The organism is Dyadobacter luteus (assembly GCF_003383615.1).
GTDB lineage: Bacteria > Bacteroidota > Bacteroidia > Cytophagales > Spirosomataceae > Dyadobacter > Dyadobacter luteus.
In genome coordinates this window covers 133,551-150,879 of record NZ_QNUL01000005.1, presented here as the reverse complement: position 1 = coordinate 150,879, position 17,329 = coordinate 133,551, and the positions used below count along the sequence as shown (strand labels likewise).

Here is a 17,329-nt window from a genome sequence, read left to right as displayed (position 1 = left end):
AGATTCGTAAGTCTTATTAAAGATTTTAGTTATGACAATCACAGAACTTCAGAATCAAATTCAAAAGAAAGCGTTGGAATTACCTCCTGATTTACTTCAGGAAGTATTTGACTATATGGAATTTGTAGTTGAAAAAAAACGAAAGAGATTATTTTCCTCCGATCAGGAGCTTCAGAAATGGTGGAAAAATCTTGATGACTTTTCAAACGACTATATGAAGGACCAGACGCAACCTCCATTGGACAAAATTGAAAATTTGTTTGAATGAAGTACTTACTTGATACCAATATCATTGCCTACATTATTAACAACAGGCCACCAGAAGTTTTCTCAAAATTTCAATCACTATCTAGAGGTGACTTGTTAGTTTCCTCAATTGTGGTAGCAGAGCTCTGGTTTGGCGTAGCTAAAAGTCAGAAAAAAGAACAAAACAAGGTAGCTCTTGAAATTTTTTTAGAGCCTTTAACAATTGTTGATTTTGATCTTACTGCAGCAAAATTTTATGCGATTATCCGGGCAGATTTACAGAGCAGTGGTTCAGTTATTGGCTCAAATGATCTCTTAATTGCAGCGCATGCTCTTAGCCTGGGGCTCACACTGGTGACCAACAACACTAAAGAATTTGGAAGAGTAAGTGGTTTGACATTAGAAAATTGGGTAGAATAATGCAAAATATCAATATCGGAATAATCGGTGCGGCAGGATATACAGGAGGTGAATTGCTGAGAATTGTGATTAACCATCCTTACCTGAACGTTGCCTTTGCACATAGTAAAAGTCAGGCGGGCAAACCAGTCTACGCGACACATACTGACCTGTTGGGCGACACAGACCTGATTTTTTCAGGAGAAGAAATCCAGGAACTACTGAATGAGAAAGACCTGGGAGCTATTTTCCTATGTTCAGGACATGGAGAATCTAAAAAGTTTCTTGACCAATACAATGTTCCTGAAACTGTAAAGATCATTGATCTTAGTACAGATTTTCGTAACGAATCCAACGGATTTACCTACGGACTTCCTGAGCTGCAGAAAGATAAGATCAAAACGTCTTCGAAAATTGCTAATCCCGGCTGCTTTGCAACGAGTATAGAGCTGGCTATTTTGCCTCTGGCAAAAGCGGGATTAATCAAAGAGGATATACATGTCAGTGCCGTTACCGGAAGCACCGGTGCCGGACAAGCGCTCAGCGCGACTACTCATTTTTCATGGAGGAACAATAACCTGTCCATCTATAAGGCTTTTACACATCAGCATTTGACGGAGATCAAAATGAGCCTTACCAAGCTACAGGCTGATTTTAGCAAAGCGGTTCACTTTGTACCCTACCGCGGAGATTTTACCCGTGGTATTATGGCCAATGTCTATACGCCATTTGACGGTACGTTGGAAGAGGCAAAAGAATTGTATAAATCCTATTATGCCGGTCATCCTTTCACGCATGTAAGTGATTCGCCGATTGACCTGAAGCAGGTGGTTAATACTAATAAATGTCTGATCCACCTCGAAGTGCATGACGGACAACTGTTGATTTCCAGCATCATTGATAACCTTACAAAAGGTGCATCAGGACAAGCAGTTCAGAATCTTAACCTGGCATTCGGATTACCTGAGGATGCCGGTTTGAGGTTGAAGGCTCCGTCATTTTAATTTGTTTAACGCAGAGTTATGGAGGTGAAGCGCTGAGGACGCTGAACTACTCTTTCTGTGTAATCACTCATTTTCCTCTGCGTTTAAACTACATTCAAGATTATGTCACATTTATTTGATGTATACCCACTCTACGATATAGAACCTGTAAAGGCCGAAGGAAGCTACTTATGGGATTCGAATGGCACTAAATACTTGGATCTATATGGCGGTCACGCTGTAATTTCTGTGGGTCATTGCCATCCAAAATATGTTGATAAATTAAGCAAACAGCTTCATGCGATCAATTTTTACTCCAATTCTGTAAAAATATCCATGCAGGAAGAATTGGCAGAAAAGCTGGGAGAGCTCTCGGGCTACCCTGACTATAAATTATTCCTGATCAATTCAGGTGCTGAAGCTAATGAAAATGCACTTAAACTGGCTTCTTTCCATACAGGTCGTAAGAAAGTAGTTGCATTTACAAAGGCATTCCACGGACGTACTGCAGGTGCTGTAGCTGCTACTGACAATCCGTCTATAGTTGCTCCTATTAACTACAACGAGCACGTAAGTTTCCTTCCTTTCAATGATGTAAGTGCCCTGGAAGAAGGCATTACGGATGAAGTTTGCGCAGTGATTGTAGAAGGTATACAAGGAGTAGGCGGTATTCAGGTTGCTTCTGATGAATTCCTGCAGGCATTACGTAAGAAATGTGATGAAACCGGCGCAGTGCTGATTCTGGATAGTGTGCAGTGCGGATATGGACGTACGGGTAAGTTTTTTTCTCACCAGTTCAGCGGCATTCACCCGGATCTGATGACCATGGCAAAAGGTATGGGCAATGGTTTTCCGATTGGCGGGGTATTAATCTCTCCTAAATTTAAAGCCAGCTATGGTTTGCTGGGAACAACTTTTGGAGGAAATCACATGGCTTGTGCAGCAGGGATTGCAGTTCTGGATATTATGAAAGAAGAAAACCTACTGGCCAACGCAACTGAAATCGGAAATTATCTTTTGGAGGGTATCAAAGCAATTGGAGGATATAAGGAACTGAGAGGACGTGGACTGATGATCGGAATCGAGTACGATTTCCCTGTAAAGGATCTGAGGAACAAGTTACTCTTCGAACACAAGATGTTTACCGGCGTAGCAGGAGCTAATACGATCCGCTTGCTTCCGTCATTGGCATTGGGTAAAGAAGAGGCAGATGCCTTCCTGGATGCTCTTCGCGCCTGCTTAAACGCAGAGTGAAGAAAAGAGTCTAGCGCTGTGTTCCGCTGAGTTTATTAACCATATATTTGATATTCAACGTAGAAAGCTTCACCCAAAATTTACTAAAATATGGGGAAGAAATGAATAGAAATATAAACAGTTCTTTGGAGGAGAACGATATAACTCAGATAATACTACAATACAGTTTTAAAATTCACAGTGCGTTGGGACCAGGATTACTGGAATCCGTATACGCGGAATGCTTATTCTATGAATTAAAAAAGCACGGTTTGCATGTAGAAAAACAAAAAAGTCTGCCAGTATTGTACGATGAAATTATTCTGGAAGCTGGATTTCGGATTGACCTGTTTGTTGAAAATAAGGTAATTGTTGAGTTAAAGGCAGTTGAAGCTTTGAATGAAGTCCATTTCGCTCAAACTTTAACATACCTTCGACTATCTGAATGTAAAGTTGGCTTACTTATTAACTTTAATGTAGTTTCGTTAAAAAATGGCATTAAACGAATCGTAAATAAATATTAACTCCACGACCTCTGCGTGTACCTCATTAAACTCTGCGATTAAATAGAGCACAAAAAATGAAACATTTCCTATCCATAAACGACGTAACAGACCTTAACCAACTTATTACCAGCGGAATTATCTCAAAGAGAAATCCTTTTGGTGATAATGAACTGGGGAAGAATAAGACAATCGGCCTTTTGTTTTTCAATTCCAGTCTGCGTACGCGGTTGAGTACTCAGAAAGCAGCACAAAATCTTGGTCTGAATGTGATCATGATGAACGTGGGACAAGATGGATGGGGCCTGGAAATGGAGGAAGGTGTGATTATGAACGGTGATAAAGCGGAACATGTGAAGGAAGCTGCCGCCGTGATCGGTCGCTATTGCGATATCATCGGAATCCGTTCTTTTGCCGGTCTGCAGGACCGTGAGAAAGATTATCAGGAAATCGTTTTTGAGCAATTCAAAAAATATGCTGAGGTACCGATCGTCAACCTGGAGTCAGCGACACGCCACCCGTTACAATCCCTGGCCGACTGTATCACAATTGAAGAATTCCGTGTGAAGGAACGCCCGAAAGTAGTTCTGACCTGGCTTCCACACTTTAAGGCACTGCCTCAGGCGGTTGCCAATTCCTTCTGCGAATGGATGAACCCGATGAATGTAGAATTGGTCATTACACATCCGGAAGGATATGATCTTGCTCCTGAATTCGTCGGGAAGGGACAGGTTATCTACGACCAGAATAAGGCGTTGGAAGGTGCTGATTTTGTATATGGCAAAAACTGGTCATCGTTCAATCATTATGGACAGGTACTCAGCAGCGACCCATCCTGGATGATCACAGAAGAAAAAATGAGTCTTACTGACAACGGTAAATTTATGCATTGTCTTCCATTGAGAAGAAACATGAAAGTGGCTGATGAAGTGCTTGACGGACCGCGCTCTCTGGTAATCGAACAGGCTGCTAACAGAGAATGGTCTGCGCAGGCTGTTTTGCGGGAAATTCTTATCGGAATGTAACAACCTGCAAGGCAGTCGAACTTTTAAGGGTTGGGCTGCCGTTATATTTCCGGGCTTCATCCTTCACCATGAAATAAATACTACTGGTAATGCATACCGAAACATTGACATATACATCGACCTCAACTGAAAAACAAATTAAGAAAACTGGCGTTCTGATCGTAAATCTGGGAACACCCGACAGCCCGTCCGTTCCCGATGTACGCAAGTATCTCAGGGAATTCCTGATGGATGAGCGAGTTATTGATATCCCTTATCTGAACCGCTGGTTTCTTATAAACTTTATCATCGCCCCTTTCCGTGCTCCGAAATCAGCCAAAGTGTACAGAGAGCTATGGACGCCGGAAGGTTCGCCGTTAAAAATATATGGACATTCCGTTGAAGAAAAGTTGCAAAAGGTACTAGGAGATAACTACGTGGTGAAGCTGGCCATGCGCTATCAGAATCCAAGCATCGAAAAAGGACTTACCGAACTTCGTAAAGAATGTCTTACCGATATCATCGTAGTACCTTTTTTCCCTCAATACGCTTCTGCCTCTACCGGTTCGGTATATAAGAAGGTGATGGAGGTAATTAAAGACTGGGAGGTATTGCCGGAGATTAAATTCATCAACCGATTCCTGGATCATCCTAAGTTTGTTGAAGGTTTTGTCAATCTGGGCAAAAAATACATGGCTCAGAGAGATTATGATCATTTCGTTTTCAGTTACCACGGAATTCCTGAAAGGCAGATTACAAAGGGTGATGTTGCTAACCACTGTAGTTTTGGAAGTTGCTGCGATACGCTGACCACCCAAAACCAGCATTGTTACAGAGCGCAATGTTTTGAAACAACCCGTCTTTTTGTGAAAGGAATGGGGATTCCGGAAGGAAAATATACCATTGCATTCCAGTCGAGACTTGGAAAAACGCCCTGGATCAAACCTTATACGGACGAAATCATTCCGGAACTTGCTAAAAAGGGTGTCAAGTCGGTATTGGCATTCTCTCCCGCATTTGTAGCCGACTGCCTGGAAACAACAATTGAAGTGGGTGAAGAGTATAAAGAGCTCTTTGAAAAAGAAGGAGGACAACACTGGCAGCTTGTAGAAAGCTTGAATGACAGTGATATCTGGATTGAAGCTTTGGAGGATATGGTTCGAAAAGCCTGAGTGAACCATTACGATATATATGAAAAGAGCCGGATCATTTTGCGACCCGGCTCTTTTCCTTTTAAAGAACTGCTGGCTCCTTACTATAAAAACCTGCCAGTGTTTTTACAGCATAATCCACTTCTTCTTCTGTATTATATTTTCCGAAAGAGAAACGTACATTGGCCCTTTGTGGATCTAACCCAAGCTCATTGAGCACATGAGAGCCAATATCTGTACCGCTTGAACAAGCACTTCCTCCTGATACAGATATACCTGCAATATCCAGGTTGAACAGCATCATATCACTCATATCCGACGGAGGCAAACTTACATTCAGGACGGTATAAAGACTACTATCCAATTGGCCTGACTTTCCGTTAAACTCCACACCATCAATTTGCTCTTTCAAAGCACCGATCATTCTTGCTTTTAGACCTTCGATATGGGCACGATGCTCATCCATATCTCTGTATGCAATTTCCAGCGCTTTAGCCAGCCCTACAATTCCGTATACATTCTCTGTTCCACCACGCATATTACGCTCCTGCGCACCGCCATGTATGAAAGGATGTATTTTAACTCCCGGCCTCACATACAGAAACCCAATCCCTTTAGGACCATGAAATTTATGCGCTGCACCAACTATAAAATTGGCTTTCAGTTTCTGCAGGTCATGACGATAATGCGCCATTGTCTGTACTGTATCGGTATGAAATATTGCATTATATTTCTCACACAAATCTCCTGTTGTTTCAAGATCCAGCAAATTGCCGATCTCATTATTTCCATGCATTAACGAAACCAAAGACCTCGGATTTGACTGAAGCAGCACTTCAAGATGCTCCATATCTACCGCTCCCTGCTCGTCCAGATTCACATAGCTCAACTCTATACGGCCTGCTTTTTGCAAATGTTCAAGCGTATGCAGAACAGCGTGGTGCTCTATCTTTGAAGTAATTGCATGAGTCAGCCCAAGTGTTTCAATACTCGAACGTATCGCAGTATTGTCTGCTTCAGTGCCTCCAGAGGTGAAAAATATCTCAGCAGGGGCCGCATTCAGAATACCTGCTATACTTTTTCTCGCTCTTTCTATCAAAGAACGTGCTGCACGGCCATTGGCATGAATTGAGGAAGGATTCCCATACTGCTCAGCCATTACAGGCACCATTGCCTCCAGCACCTCCGTGTCTAAACGTGTGGTAGCTGCATTATCTAAATATACCTTCATAACTATACCTTCGGCTCTGAAATAATTTCCTTAATGTCCGATATAATTTTGTTGGCAAGATTAATCGCGGTTGTCTGCGTTTCCGACTCCGAATAAATTCGGATAATCGGTTCGGTATTAGACTTACGCAGGTGAACCCATTCCCTGTCAAACTCTATTCTCACACCATCAATTGTGCTCAATGGTTGTTTGGAATATCTTGATTGAATGCGGCTCAATATATTATCAACGTCGATTTCCGGCGTCAATTCAATTTTATTTTTTGAGATATAATAACCCGGATATGACTTTCTCAGTACGGAAGCCGTTTTTCCAAACTTAGCCAAATGCGTTAGAAATAATGCAATTCCTACCAAGGCATCCCGTCCGTAATGGCTTTCCGGATAGATCACCCCGCCATTGCCTTCTCCCCCGATAATGGCATCATTCGCCTTCATCATGGTCACAACATTCACCTCACCTACTGCGGAGGCAAAATACTTCCCGCCCGCTTTCAGCGTAACATCTCTCAATGCAGCTGTGGACGAAAGATTGGAAACAGTATTACCAGGCGTGTTTTTTAATACATAATCAGCAACTGCTACCAATGTGTATTCTTCACCAAAAGGAGAACCATCTTCGCACATCAGAGCAAGACGATCTACGTCCGGGTCAACTACAATACCCAGATTGAATGCTCCGTCATTGAGTTCTTTACTGATCTCACGCAAGTGCTCCGGCAGAGGTTCCGGATTGTGAGCGAAGTTACCTGTAGGGTCACAATTCAGTTTTTTGATATTTTTGGTTTCTACACCAAGCGCTTCCAGAAGCGCAGGCACAAATATTCCACCGGTAGAGTTTACTGCGTCAACTGCTATTTTGAAATTAGCAGCTTTGATCGCTTCAACATCAACCAGCTTAAGGGATAAAATGTGGTCAATATGCTTTTGCAGGTACGTATCGTCTGTGCTGTAAGATCCCAATTTTTTTACATCAACAAAGATGAAATCTTCCTGGTCTGCAATACGTAACACTTCCTCTCCATCCGCTTCCGAGATAAATTCTCCGTTGCCATTGAGCAACTTTAGTGCATTCCACTGGATAGGATTGTGGCTTGCAGTAAGAATTACCCCACCTGCGGCATTCTCCATGGTTACCGCCAGCTCTACCGTTGGTGTTGTAGACAATCCCAAATCTACCACATGCAGACCTACTCCCTGCAAAGTAGCAGCTACCAACCGGCTCACCATTTCACCGGAAAGGCGTGCATCTCTACCGATTACAACCTTCTGATTCTGTGGATTAGCCCTTCTCAGCCATGTACCATAGGCAGCAGCAAATTTTACAACATCAATAGGAGTCAGCGCTTCGCCGGATTTCCCCCCCACTATTCCTCTGATCCCAGATATAGATTTAATTAACGTCACGATCTTGAATTCCTCTGTTTGTTTGGGCACAAAAATACTAAATTTCCGTACCTGAAATTGGTTTTTTACGAAACAAAAGTTTGTATTGATTAAATGGCTTACAACCTGTAATCAATAGTTGTCGCACGTATATAGCGATTTCCAGAAATTCTTGAATATACGTAGGGGATGTGGACGCCAACGAGTCCTGCATGTCACAGCGTCCGGTAGTAAACTAATCCATACTAAAAGTGGCAATCCCATGCGGACTGCCACTTTAATATTCAATTGCTTCCCTTTTTACAACAAGTAAAAGATCTCAACCATCAATTCATCCACTGACTTGCCACACGCGTAGCCGATTGCCCCATTGACTGTACCTTTTCTGTTTCAAGACCAAAATACATGTCGAAAATAGCATTGTCAATTTCATTATTGGCCATCTGGAATTTATCCAGGTATTCATGCAAGCCTAACTTAAATACGTCTTCAACTTCCGTAAATTCCAATTCACTACGCATTTTACTTAATGCTCTTTCGGCAGGAGCAGTATGGCCTCTTTCCGGAATGGCACCCCTTATTGCATAAAGTGAAAGCTCTGCCTGACGAACGCTATAGGCAATAGAGCGCGGAAAAAGCTTATCCAGAATCAGGAAAGCCACTATATTCATTGGTGTTAAAGCGCGATGCGTTTGTCTGTACATATTGTACGCACTCACAGACTTCAATACTGCAGTCCACATCATCAAATCAAGGGTAGAGCCTGATGCACTTGTGTCCTGAGCCATGGTAAAATACTTCACATCCAGAAAGCGGGAGCATTTATCAGCCCTTTCTATATGTCTTCCCAAGCGACCAAAGTGCCAGGCTTCATTGCGGGTAATGGACGAATCGACCACACCATGGAACTGCTGACAACTTTTACGTATATCGGTGAAGTAGGACTGCATATGATCCATATTTCTGAAATCGTCTGCGGCAGTGCCCTTGATTGTCAGGTAAAATGTATTGATGCTTTCCCACATTTCCTTTGAAATCGTCTCACGGATAGTACGTGCATTTTCTCTGGCTTCATACAAACAGCTGATAATTGAGTTAGGATTTCTCTTATCAAATGTCATGAAGTGAATAACATCCTCTTTGGTTGGCTTCTCGTAATATTTATAAAAAGTGTAGTGATCAGCCGTAGCAATCAGCAGAGGCTCCCACTGTTCATCCACATCTGGTGGTAAATCAAGCGCAAGATTAAAATTGACTCCAACGAAACGGGCGTAATTTTCGACCCGTTCCATGTATCTGTTCATCCAGTAAATCGAATTGGCAACTCTACTCAGCATATGCGGCAAATATTGTGGTTTTGTAAAATGAAGTCAGAACAATTACATAGTGAATTTACTAAAATACCTAATAATATTTTGCAAATACAAACTACTACGAAAAATAATATATCTTCTTTGAAGAGTATTATTACATCATTATTATAATTTGAATCATAAAGAATCTCTGCCAAAAGGATAAATTTGGTAAATTAAGCCGTCATTAACAATAACCGTAAAACGCCCGTGTCTAAAAGAGATTCGTTCATTGCAGCCATACAAAAATCCTACCAAACCACACAGCCAGCTATCCATCTCGGATCGGCAATTCTGGATGGAGAAATAATAACAGAAGCAAAGGTAAACCTTCCACTTCGCATGATGAACCGCCACGGGCTTGTGGCAGGAGCAACCGGTTCAGGAAAAACAAGAACTTTACAAGTACTGGCTGAACAACTTTCAGCTGCCGGTGTGCCGGTTTTTATGTCAGATATCAAAGGTGATTTATCGGGCATCGCTCAGACTGGAAAATCAAATACAGCCATCGAAGAACGTTCTCAGATATTGGGAACCACTTTTGAAGCAAAAGGTTATCCGGTAGAATTGTATTCTCTGAGCGGCCAGAAAGGATCCCAGATGCGCGCCACAATTCTGGAGTTTGGTCCAATTCTGCTTTCTAAAATATTCGAACTCAACGATACACAATCAGGTGTATTAGCGATTCTTTTCAAATATGCAGACGACAAAGATCTGCCGATGGTGGATTTGAATGACTTGAAAAAAGTACTGAGTTATTTATCAGAAGGTCCGGGAGCTGCAGAAATCAAGTCAGACTACGGGTCCATCTCCTCCTCTACTGCCGGCACCATTCTCCGAAAAATAGTAGCATTAGAGCAGCAGGGAGTGGGTAGCATTTTCGGTGAAAAGTCATTCGATATTGAGGACCTAATCAGTCGGGTAGATGGCCAAGGCGTAATCAGTCTGCTGAATGTTTCAGATGTTCAGGATAAACCCGCTTTGTTCTCTACTTTTATGCTTAGCCTTCTGGCTGAGTTATATCAGAAGTTACCTGAAGCAGGAGATCTTGACAAGCCTAAACTTGTGTTCTTCCTTGATGAAGCCCACCTACTTTTCAAAGATGCTCCAAAGGCATTTTTAGACCAGATTGAACAGGTTATCCGCTTGATCAGGTCCAAAGGTGTAGGTATTTTCTTCTGTACACAGATGGCTCAGGATATACCGGTTTCTGTACTCGGACAACTTGGAAACCGTGTACAACACGTATTGCGCGCATTCACTCCTAAGGATGCCGACGCCCTTAAACAGACTGTAAAAACATACCCCAAATCTGACTACTACGAAATCGATCAGATTCTGACAACGCTCGGTATTGGACAAGCACTTATTACGGTACTCAACGAAAAAGGAATTCCAACCGAAGTAGCCGCTACGCATTTGCTTCCTCCAACGTCCGTAATGGGACCAATGACCCAGGCCGACTACGAAAACCATGTGCGGCAATCCGACTTATACCTGAAATATAAAGATCCTATTGATCCTGAAAGCGCTTACGAAATCCTGACCCGTCGTATGGAGGAGCAGGCGCGTGTGGAAGCAAAGGCGAAAGAAGAAGTAGTTCAGGCAAAAAATCAAAAAGAAGAAAAAGGAATGATTTCTGATGTTCTTTCTTCTCCCCTGGCCAAACAGATAGGCCGGGAAGTTGTTCGTGGCGTATTTGGAATGCTATTCGGAAAGAAAACCACCTCCACCCGCAAAAAAAGTGGTGGTCTCTTTGGTTTTTAAATTATCAGGAGCGAATCCGGTACTTCCCCGGGTTCGCTCCTAATTTGTAAGTCTTACTGCAATTTTCTGAGCAGCTTCACTTGTCACTTCAAAAGTGCAATCTTCAAATGACGGAGCTGAAAATTTGGGACGGAAGTCTTTACTGAATCCGTACGGCTCTTTTGGAATACCTACGAAGTTTTTATCCAGTTCGCCGTTATTGTTCAAATCATGATATACCGCCAAAGCATATTTCCCCGGCTCCAATTCAAAAAAAGCCTTTTGGCTACCTGCTGATTTCACTTCTATTATTTCAGAAAATCCCGGCTTACCTTCCCCAAACTTGTCATCCGGCTTGTATATCCCGATCATCAGTTTACCTTTCGCTGTTTTCACATTCGTGATTTCTACCTGCAACTTTACCGGCGAGGTATTTCCCATCGGGCTTATTAATAACAGTAAATTTAGAAGGATACTATTCATTTCGGTAGCTCTTTCGTTTCCCACCCGATCACACAGCGTTGGGCGGATAGTTTTTCTATATTATTACTTATGTGCATCACACTTTTTGCACTATCAAATGCATCACGGTAAGCTTCCTTCAATTCCTTCCGTTTCATGGCTTCCAGAAAACGTCTTGCATCTCCTTCATTTTCAAGCAACAAAGGCGGAACAAGTGCAGGTTTATCATCATCTCCCTTGGCTACCATCGTTACATAAGACGTATTCGTGTGGCGGCGAACACCATCTCTGACATTCTCTGCAATTACCTTAATTCCAATCACGAGTGAAGTTCTCCCCACATAATTGACAGAAGCCATCAACGACACAAGGTCTCCTACTTCCACCGGCTGTAAGAAATCAACAGCATCGACCGATACCGTTACACAATAGGTAGAAGCGTGCCGCGATGCACACGCGTACGCTACCTTATCAATTAATGAAAGTAAAATTCCTCCATGAATTTTCCCGCCAAAATTGGCATAGGAAGGGATCATCAATTCTGTCAGGGTTGTTTCCGAAAATCTTACCGAGCGGGCAGCTAATTCCATTTAAATAGTTATTTATCAAACTAATACAAGTCAATATTATTTCAAAACCACTGTCTTGCCTGTTTGCGCCGATCTTTTGGCAGCTTCGAGGATTTCTACTACAGTTACATTTACAGGCAATCCATACATATCATTTTCATCCAGCTTCAGTTTACCGCTTACAACATCTGCCAGTACCGAAAACGGATCGGTAAATGGTGCAGGTCTCGGATCAATTTTGATAGTTTCTTCAGGAGTTTTCTCCTGTAACCGCTGTCGTATAGTAGTTGGATTGACTGCCACTGCGTAGCCTTTTGTACCAAATACCTCCATATCTTTTCGTGCAAATGTCCAGTTCCACGACGCCTGAATCACACATTGTGCCTTGGGATATTGCAGGATAATAGTAGCTTCATCGTCCACTTTCTGGTAAATATCCGGCTTATTCTGATGGGTAACCGCTGTAACAGATACAGGTTTTTGCCCTTTCAGCAACCACGTCATCAGGTTTGCGCCGTAGCAGCCAAAGTCATTCAACGCACCGGCGCCGTTTTTCACAGGATCAGTCAGAAAATCAAAAAACTCCTTTCCTACTCCAATTTCTTTGGGCCCCTGGTGTCCGTCATTGACCATCACCTTCCGTATTTCTCCAATTTTACCAGCTTCTACAAGCTCATTCACATATTGGTTACTGGCATACCAGGAAGTTTCAAAATTGGTCAGCACCTGAACTCCGTTTTGCTTAGCCAGCTTTTCAATTTCCTTCGCATCAGCAAAAGTGGTAGCTAATGGCTTCTCCACCATCACATGGATCTTCCTCGGTGCACAGGCTCTCACGACGCTGATATGTTCATTGATTGGCCCAAATGCCGATACTGCATCAGGTTTTGCCTGATCAAGCATTTTATTCAGATCATTAAAAAACAGCTTTTTATCCAGTTTATATTTCTCAGCAAAACGCTTTACCAACTCCTGGTCTGTCTCGTATATCCCCACGAGCTCTGTATCTGTTTTATCATTTCGGTTAAAAGCCCAGCCGACGTGACCATGACTCAGACCGGCAATAGCAAGCCGTACACGTTTTTGAGCAAAGGTCGTCTGTACGGAAATAAGTGTAACAAATAACAGAACCAAGGTTTTCATATCGGTTTAGGTTTTAATAAATCATAAGAGAAATCTCATGCTATGACAATTTATTAATAATATCCCGGATCACCTCCTGAAAATAAGCTCCATTATACGGTCCGTACCAACTCATTACTTTTGTTTCATACAGATCTCTGTCAAAATATTTATCATGTGTGATATAGCCAATGTATCCTCCATTGAAACTGGTCACGATCAGGTCAAGACCTTTGGTTTTAGCATAAGCATCCAAACCGCCAACCAATTCACCCGAAAAATCACAGGGCATACCTACCATCAGGATATTACCGATTCGCAAAGCTTTTACAAACAATGGATATTCCCCGAATGCTTTCTTAAACACCCATGGTCGCAACACGATGTCCATCGTCAAACGAGGTGAAGGCTCTCGCAAGGGAAGCGGGAGCGTAATCATTTGCATCGATGGCTTGGGACTTTGTAAAATTGTATCTGAAGAAAGAACGGCTTGCTGCACACCAAAAGCCTGGTTTTTCATCTCGTCAAAATCATCAGATCCCCGCTCTATTGGCCCCATACTTCCTACCGCTCCGGCCATATACATTGCAAAATCATTCCTGCCGCTTTCCAGAGAATCTACAAGTACGCCAGGATAATCGCGCGACAACACCATATTTCGCGACTGAATAATAGTCGAATGTGCTCCATAAGAACTGAGTATTGCTTTTTTCCCTGTCTCCGTAACAAATCCTACTGAACGCACCTCCGAATCCACTCCGCCTTCTTCACCAACCAGCCTGTTACGAATATCAAGCGTATCTTTCGACTCCAGATACGCCAACCGGGCAGGCTCCATATCCGATTTGGCTTTAACAATAGCCTGAAAAATTGCGTCAGCAATTCGCTCTACACTCTTTGGATCATATTTCCCTGAAAAGAATAATCCTGAAACGCCTGTACCCCAGCCTCCTATACTATGGTGCGTGTGGGTAGATCCAAAGAAAACCTGATCAAACGGAATTTCCTTAGCGGTCAGTTTGGCCTTTAATACTTTTGAAACGGTAGGAGGAATAATAAGTAAATCAGCAGAGACGATGGCGGCCTGTGTATGACCATTATCAATCACAATGGCTCTCACGTATACCGAATCATGTACAGTTTCATAAGCTCTGCCGCGGCGATTTCCATAACCAGCCATAGGTACCGGTGACGAAGGAGTAATATTCACCTTTGCCCATCCTACTTTAAAGTCCGTAGCAGTTACGGTATCTTTTTCTACTTTACCCACAAGGCTTTTCCATTCCTTGTAATAGGCCATTTGTTTATAGGGGGTATGGTCCATCGTGGTAATCATCGTTGCGATGACCAACAGTAGAACGAGCAAAAAACCACCGATTATTTTGAGAAGAATTCTAAGAAATTTCATTGGGGCGCATAAATCTGGATAAGGCCGTAAAGATAGAGAATACCAAAACAAGAGGGACATTTACACCCAAGTTTCCTAGCCATCGGTAACGATATGCCTACAACGCACCCCGATCTTTCAGTTCCAGGTACTTGTTAATGGTGTTGACCGACAACTGCTGAGGCGATGTAAGCACAGCATGAATTCCGTATCGGGTCAGTTCTGCTACGATTTTATTTTTTTCGTAATGAAACTTCTGAGCAATCGTTTTAAGATATACCTGTTCCAGATCCCTTGCCGACTGGTGGGTCAGTTGTTTTGTTTCCGTATTTTCAAATATGATCACAACCAGCAAATGATCTTTGGCCAATCTGCGCAGATATGGCATCTGGCGCTGCAACGACTCCAGTGTTTCAAAATTTGTAAACAGAAGCAGAAGACTTCGTTGCCTGATATGCTGGCGGGCAACAAGGCACAACCTTTCAAAATCTGTTTCCAAAAACCTGGTTTTCTGCCTGTAGAGCACTTCCATGATTTTTTGGATATGTCCTGGCTTCCTGTCCGCGGCAACAACCTGGCCTGCTGTGTCGGAGAAAGTAATTAATCCGGCTCTGTCCTCTTTGAGCAAAGCAATATTGCTAAGTACCAACGTGGCGTTTATAGCATAATCCAGCAAGGTTAACCCTTCAAAAGGTGACTGCATCGCACGCCCTTTATCAATCAGGCAATAGACGGTCTGTTGCTTTTCGTCCTGATACGCATTCACCATCACATCCCCCCGACGGGCACTTGCTTTCCAGTTCACAGCACGGTGGTCATCTCCGGGTACATAATTGCGTACCTGATCAAATTCCATCGAATGCCCCACTTTCCTGATCCTTTTAACACCCACCTCGCTCAACCGATTGGCTACAGCCAGCAGGGTGTACTGCCGCATTTGCAGAAATGAGGGGTACACAGCTGTTTGTTTGCCCTCATCAAACCTGAATCTCCTTTTGATCAGTCCCAAAGGAGAAGTAACAAATACATTGACCTGACCAAAATGATACTCTCCTCTTTTTACAGGACGTAAATGATAATGAATCTGCTTCTCCGAGAAAGCCGCAAGCTGTACCTGAAACAGAATATCCCGCCGCTGAAACTGATGAGGTATTTCGTCTACTATCTCGGCGTTAATCTGAAATGAATATCTGCTTTCAAGATAAATTGTAATTGGATTCTCGTCTCCGTTAGAAAGCCGATCGGCTACATGACGCCTCGCAAAAACACCATGTTTATTCTTGTATAAAGTGAGTCCGTCTGCCACAGCCAATAAAAGAGCCACGATGGCCAGAATTGTAATCAGCGTAAACAACCATGGAAAAACATAGGCCAATACGAAACCCAGGATCAGGAAAATCCAGATCTTCCAGAACATTCGGGTAAAGTACAACGATCCTAAAAAGCGACCAAGCATGACTGGTAATGTGTTTATCTGGGGACTTCTGTTTTTTCCAGAATTAGTTTTATCACCTCATCAGCAGTTGCACCTTCCATTTCCCGCTCCGGTGTAAGCATAATCCGATGTCTCAGAACAGGATATGCAAGCTCCTGTACATCATCAGGAGTGATAAAATCTCTGCCTCTCAGTGCTGCAAGGGCTTTACAACTATTCAGTAAGGCGACAGAAGCACGTGGAGAGGCACCCAGAAAAAGGGACGGATGTGATCTGGTCGTAGCCACTATTTTGACAATGTAATCAAACAGGTTATCTCCGACATGCACCTGCGTTACGATATTCCGGATCGCAGCGAGACGTTCAGCATCCACAACAGCCCGGATTGCATTGATCGCCTCAACCTGCCGATTTCTCACGTGATGCCCTTTTAGTATCTCAATCTCTTCTATATCTGAAGGATATCCAATATTTAATTTGAACAAAAAGCGGTCGAGCTGCGCTTCTGGAAGCCTATACGTACCTTCGTGTTCAACAGGATTCTGGGTAGCAAGGATGAGAAATGGTTCTGACATCGGATAGGTAGTTCCATCCACCGTTACCTGTCGCTCTTCCATTACTTCAAATAATGCAGATTGCGTTTTCGCAGGTGCCCGGTTGATCTCATCCACCAGCACAATATTGGCAAATACAGGTCCCTGTTTAAATTCAAACTCGGTATTTTTTGAATTGTACAATGAAGTTCCCAGCACATCGGCAGGCATCAGATCAGGAGTGAATTGAATCCTCCCAAAGCTCACGTCAATGGTTTTGGCCAGTACTTTTGCCATCAGCGTTTTGGCAACACCAGGCACACCTTCCAGCAGGATATGGCCATCCGCGAGTAAGGCAGTAAGTATATATTCCACAGTGGCTTGCTGACCGACAACAACCTTACCGATTTCTTCTTTGATACTGGTGACAGCAGTTTGCAGCTCTGTCAGTTCTATTCTGTTTGTGAATTCCATATTCTTCTGAATCTTCTGACTCATCGGGCGCTACCCGATGTAAATATATGAATGCCTTTCAGGCAGATTGCTACGCGTTAAACATATGCTTCCCTTACCCTTTACCCCCTCACC

Annotated in this window: 17 protein-coding genes; 8 read left to right on the top strand and 9 right to left on the bottom strand. The window is 43.0% G+C overall.

Going from position 1 to position 17,329, the window contains the following annotated elements:
* The first annotated feature begins 31 nt into the window (after positions 1-31).
* The 7 genes from DSL64_RS09075 to hemH all read left to right on the top strand — a co-directional run bounded on the left by DSL64_RS09075 (position 32) and on the right by hemH (position 5,540).
* Positions 32-268, top strand: coding sequence for a hypothetical protein (locus tag DSL64_RS09075; protein ID WP_115830432.1), 237 nt, complete (start codon positions 32-34; stop codon positions 266-268).
* Positions 265-666, top strand: coding sequence for a type II toxin-antitoxin system tRNA(fMet)-specific endonuclease VapC (vapC, locus tag DSL64_RS09070; protein WP_115830430.1), 402 nt, complete (start codon positions 265-267; stop codon positions 664-666). Before DSL64_RS09075 ends, vapC begins: the two co-directional genes overlap by 4 nt.
* A complete protein-coding gene (argC, locus tag DSL64_RS09065) occupies positions 666-1,649 on the top strand; it encodes an N-acetyl-gamma-glutamyl-phosphate reductase (RefSeq protein WP_115830429.1) in 984 nt (327 codons plus the stop codon). Before vapC ends, argC begins: the two co-directional genes overlap by 1 nt.
* 102 nt (positions 1,650-1,751) lie before the next feature.
* Positions 1,752-2,882, top strand: a complete 1,131-nt coding sequence (locus DSL64_RS09060; RefSeq protein WP_115830427.1) for an aspartate aminotransferase family protein — start codon at positions 1,752-1,754, stop codon at positions 2,880-2,882.
* A 101-nt stretch (positions 2,883-2,983) separates the two neighbouring features.
* Positions 2,984-3,385 carry a GxxExxY protein gene (locus DSL64_RS09055; RefSeq protein WP_262512411.1) on the top strand — a complete coding sequence of 134 codons (402 nt, stop codon included), beginning with the start codon at positions 2,984-2,986 and terminating at the stop codon, positions 3,383-3,385.
* A gap of 56 nt (positions 3,386-3,441) precedes the next feature.
* The gene (locus DSL64_RS09050) at positions 3,442-4,389 is read left to right on the top strand and encodes an N-acetylornithine carbamoyltransferase (protein ID WP_115830426.1); all 948 of its coding nucleotides are present in this window, start codon (positions 3,442-3,444) and stop codon (positions 4,387-4,389) included.
* An 89-nt stretch (positions 4,390-4,478) separates the two neighbouring features.
* A complete protein-coding gene (hemH, locus tag DSL64_RS09045; RefSeq protein WP_115830424.1) occupies positions 4,479-5,540 on the top strand; it encodes a ferrochelatase in 1,062 nt (353 codons plus the stop codon).
* Between the two features lie 61 nt (positions 5,541-5,601).
* Here the strand turns inward: hemH and DSL64_RS09040 are convergent, their stop codons facing one another.
* The 3 genes from DSL64_RS09040 to DSL64_RS09030 all read right to left on the bottom strand — a co-directional run bounded on the left by DSL64_RS09040 (position 5,602) and on the right by DSL64_RS09030 (position 9,472).
* Positions 5,602-6,750, bottom strand: a complete 1,149-nt coding sequence (locus DSL64_RS09040) for a cysteine desulfurase family protein (protein WP_115830423.1) — start codon at positions 6,748-6,750, stop codon at positions 5,602-5,604.
* Between the two features lie 2 nt (positions 6,751-6,752).
* The gene (gene glmM, locus DSL64_RS09035; protein ID WP_115830584.1) at positions 6,753-8,156 is read right to left on the bottom strand and encodes a phosphoglucosamine mutase; all 1,404 of its coding nucleotides are present in this window, start codon (positions 8,154-8,156) and stop codon (positions 6,753-6,755) included.
* A gap of 305 nt (positions 8,157-8,461) precedes the next feature.
* Positions 8,462-9,472, bottom strand: coding sequence for an alpha-E domain-containing protein (locus DSL64_RS09030; RefSeq protein ID WP_115830421.1), 1,011 nt, complete (start codon positions 9,470-9,472; stop codon positions 8,462-8,464).
* A 225-nt stretch (positions 9,473-9,697) separates the two neighbouring features.
* Between DSL64_RS09030 and DSL64_RS09025 the strand changes: the two genes are divergently transcribed.
* Positions 9,698-11,254, top strand: coding sequence for a helicase HerA-like domain-containing protein (locus tag DSL64_RS09025; protein WP_115830420.1), 1,557 nt, complete (start codon positions 9,698-9,700; stop codon positions 11,252-11,254).
* A 39-nt stretch (positions 11,255-11,293) separates the two neighbouring features.
* Here the strand turns inward: DSL64_RS09025 and DSL64_RS09020 are convergent, their stop codons facing one another.
* The 6 genes from DSL64_RS09020 to DSL64_RS08995 form a co-directional block, all read right to left on the bottom strand.
* On the bottom strand, positions 11,294-11,716 hold the full coding sequence (locus DSL64_RS09020) for a DUF2141 domain-containing protein (protein WP_115830418.1): 423 nt from the start codon (positions 11,714-11,716) through the stop codon (positions 11,294-11,296).
* Positions 11,713-12,285 (bottom strand): acyl-CoA thioesterase, encoded by a 573-nt coding sequence (locus tag DSL64_RS09015; protein WP_115830417.1) that lies wholly within the window; start codon positions 12,283-12,285, stop codon positions 11,713-11,715. The genes DSL64_RS09020 and DSL64_RS09015 overlap by 4 nt, the downstream gene beginning before the upstream one ends.
* Before the next feature lie 36 nt (positions 12,286-12,321).
* The gene (locus tag DSL64_RS09010; RefSeq protein ID WP_115830415.1) at positions 12,322-13,407 is read right to left on the bottom strand and encodes a Gfo/Idh/MocA family protein; all 1,086 of its coding nucleotides are present in this window, start codon (positions 13,405-13,407) and stop codon (positions 12,322-12,324) included.
* A 40-nt stretch (positions 13,408-13,447) separates the two neighbouring features.
* Positions 13,448-14,794: a neutral/alkaline non-lysosomal ceramidase N-terminal domain-containing protein gene (locus tag DSL64_RS09005; RefSeq protein WP_115830414.1), complete on the bottom strand. Its 1,347-nt coding sequence runs from the start codon at positions 14,792-14,794 to the stop codon at positions 13,448-13,450.
* 97 nt (positions 14,795-14,891) lie between these two features.
* Positions 14,892-16,229, bottom strand: coding sequence for a DUF58 domain-containing protein (locus DSL64_RS09000; RefSeq protein WP_199539362.1), 1,338 nt, complete (start codon positions 16,227-16,229; stop codon positions 14,892-14,894).
* A gap of 14 nt (positions 16,230-16,243) precedes the next feature.
* Positions 16,244-17,239, bottom strand: coding sequence for an AAA family ATPase (locus tag DSL64_RS08995; protein WP_374755827.1), 996 nt, complete (start codon positions 17,237-17,239; stop codon positions 16,244-16,246).
* Positions 17,240-17,329 lie beyond the last annotated feature (90 nt).

Excerpts from the sequence above, each read along its gene's own strand:
- DSL64_RS09075 (WP_115830432.1), top strand. The coding sequence starts at position 32 with ATGACAATCACAGAACTTCAGAATCAAATTCAAAAGAAAGCGTTGGAA.
- vapC (WP_115830430.1), top strand. The coding sequence starts at position 265 with ATGAAGTACTTACTTGATACCAATATCATTGCCTACATTATTAACAAC.
- argC (WP_115830429.1), top strand. The coding sequence starts at position 666 with ATGCAAAATATCAATATCGGAATAATCGGTGCGGCAGGATATACAGGA.
- DSL64_RS09060 (WP_115830427.1), top strand. The coding sequence starts at position 1,752 with ATGTCACATTTATTTGATGTATACCCACTCTACGATATAGAACCTGTA.
- DSL64_RS09055 (WP_262512411.1), top strand. The coding sequence starts at position 2,984 with ATGAATAGAAATATAAACAGTTCTTTGGAGGAGAACGATATAACTCAG.
- DSL64_RS09050 (WP_115830426.1), top strand. The coding sequence starts at position 3,442 with ATGAAACATTTCCTATCCATAAACGACGTAACAGACCTTAACCAACTT.
- hemH (WP_115830424.1), top strand. The coding sequence starts at position 4,479 with ATGCATACCGAAACATTGACATATACATCGACCTCAACTGAAAAACAA.
- DSL64_RS09040 (WP_115830423.1), bottom strand. The coding sequence starts at position 6,750 with ATGAAGGTATATTTAGATAATGCAGCTACCACACGTTTAGACACGGAG.
- DSL64_RS09030 (WP_115830421.1), bottom strand. The coding sequence starts at position 9,472 with ATGCTGAGTAGAGTTGCCAATTCGATTTACTGGATGAACAGATACATG.
- DSL64_RS09020 (WP_115830418.1), bottom strand. The coding sequence starts at position 11,716 with ATGAATAGTATCCTTCTAAATTTACTGTTATTAATAAGCCCGATGGGA.
- DSL64_RS09015 (WP_115830417.1), bottom strand. The coding sequence starts at position 12,285 with ATGGAATTAGCTGCCCGCTCGGTAAGATTTTCGGAAACAACCCTGACA.
- DSL64_RS09010 (WP_115830415.1), bottom strand. The coding sequence starts at position 13,407 with ATGAAAACCTTGGTTCTGTTATTTGTTACACTTATTTCCGTACAGACG.
- DSL64_RS09005 (WP_115830414.1), bottom strand. The coding sequence starts at position 14,794 with ATGAAATTTCTTAGAATTCTTCTCAAAATAATCGGTGGTTTTTTGCTC.
- DSL64_RS09000 (WP_199539362.1), bottom strand. The coding sequence starts at position 16,229 with ATGCTTGGTCGCTTTTTAGGATCGTTGTACTTTACCCGAATGTTCTGG.
- DSL64_RS08995 (WP_374755827.1), bottom strand. The coding sequence starts at position 17,239 with ATGAGTCAGAAGATTCAGAAGAATATGGAATTCACAAACAGAATAGAA.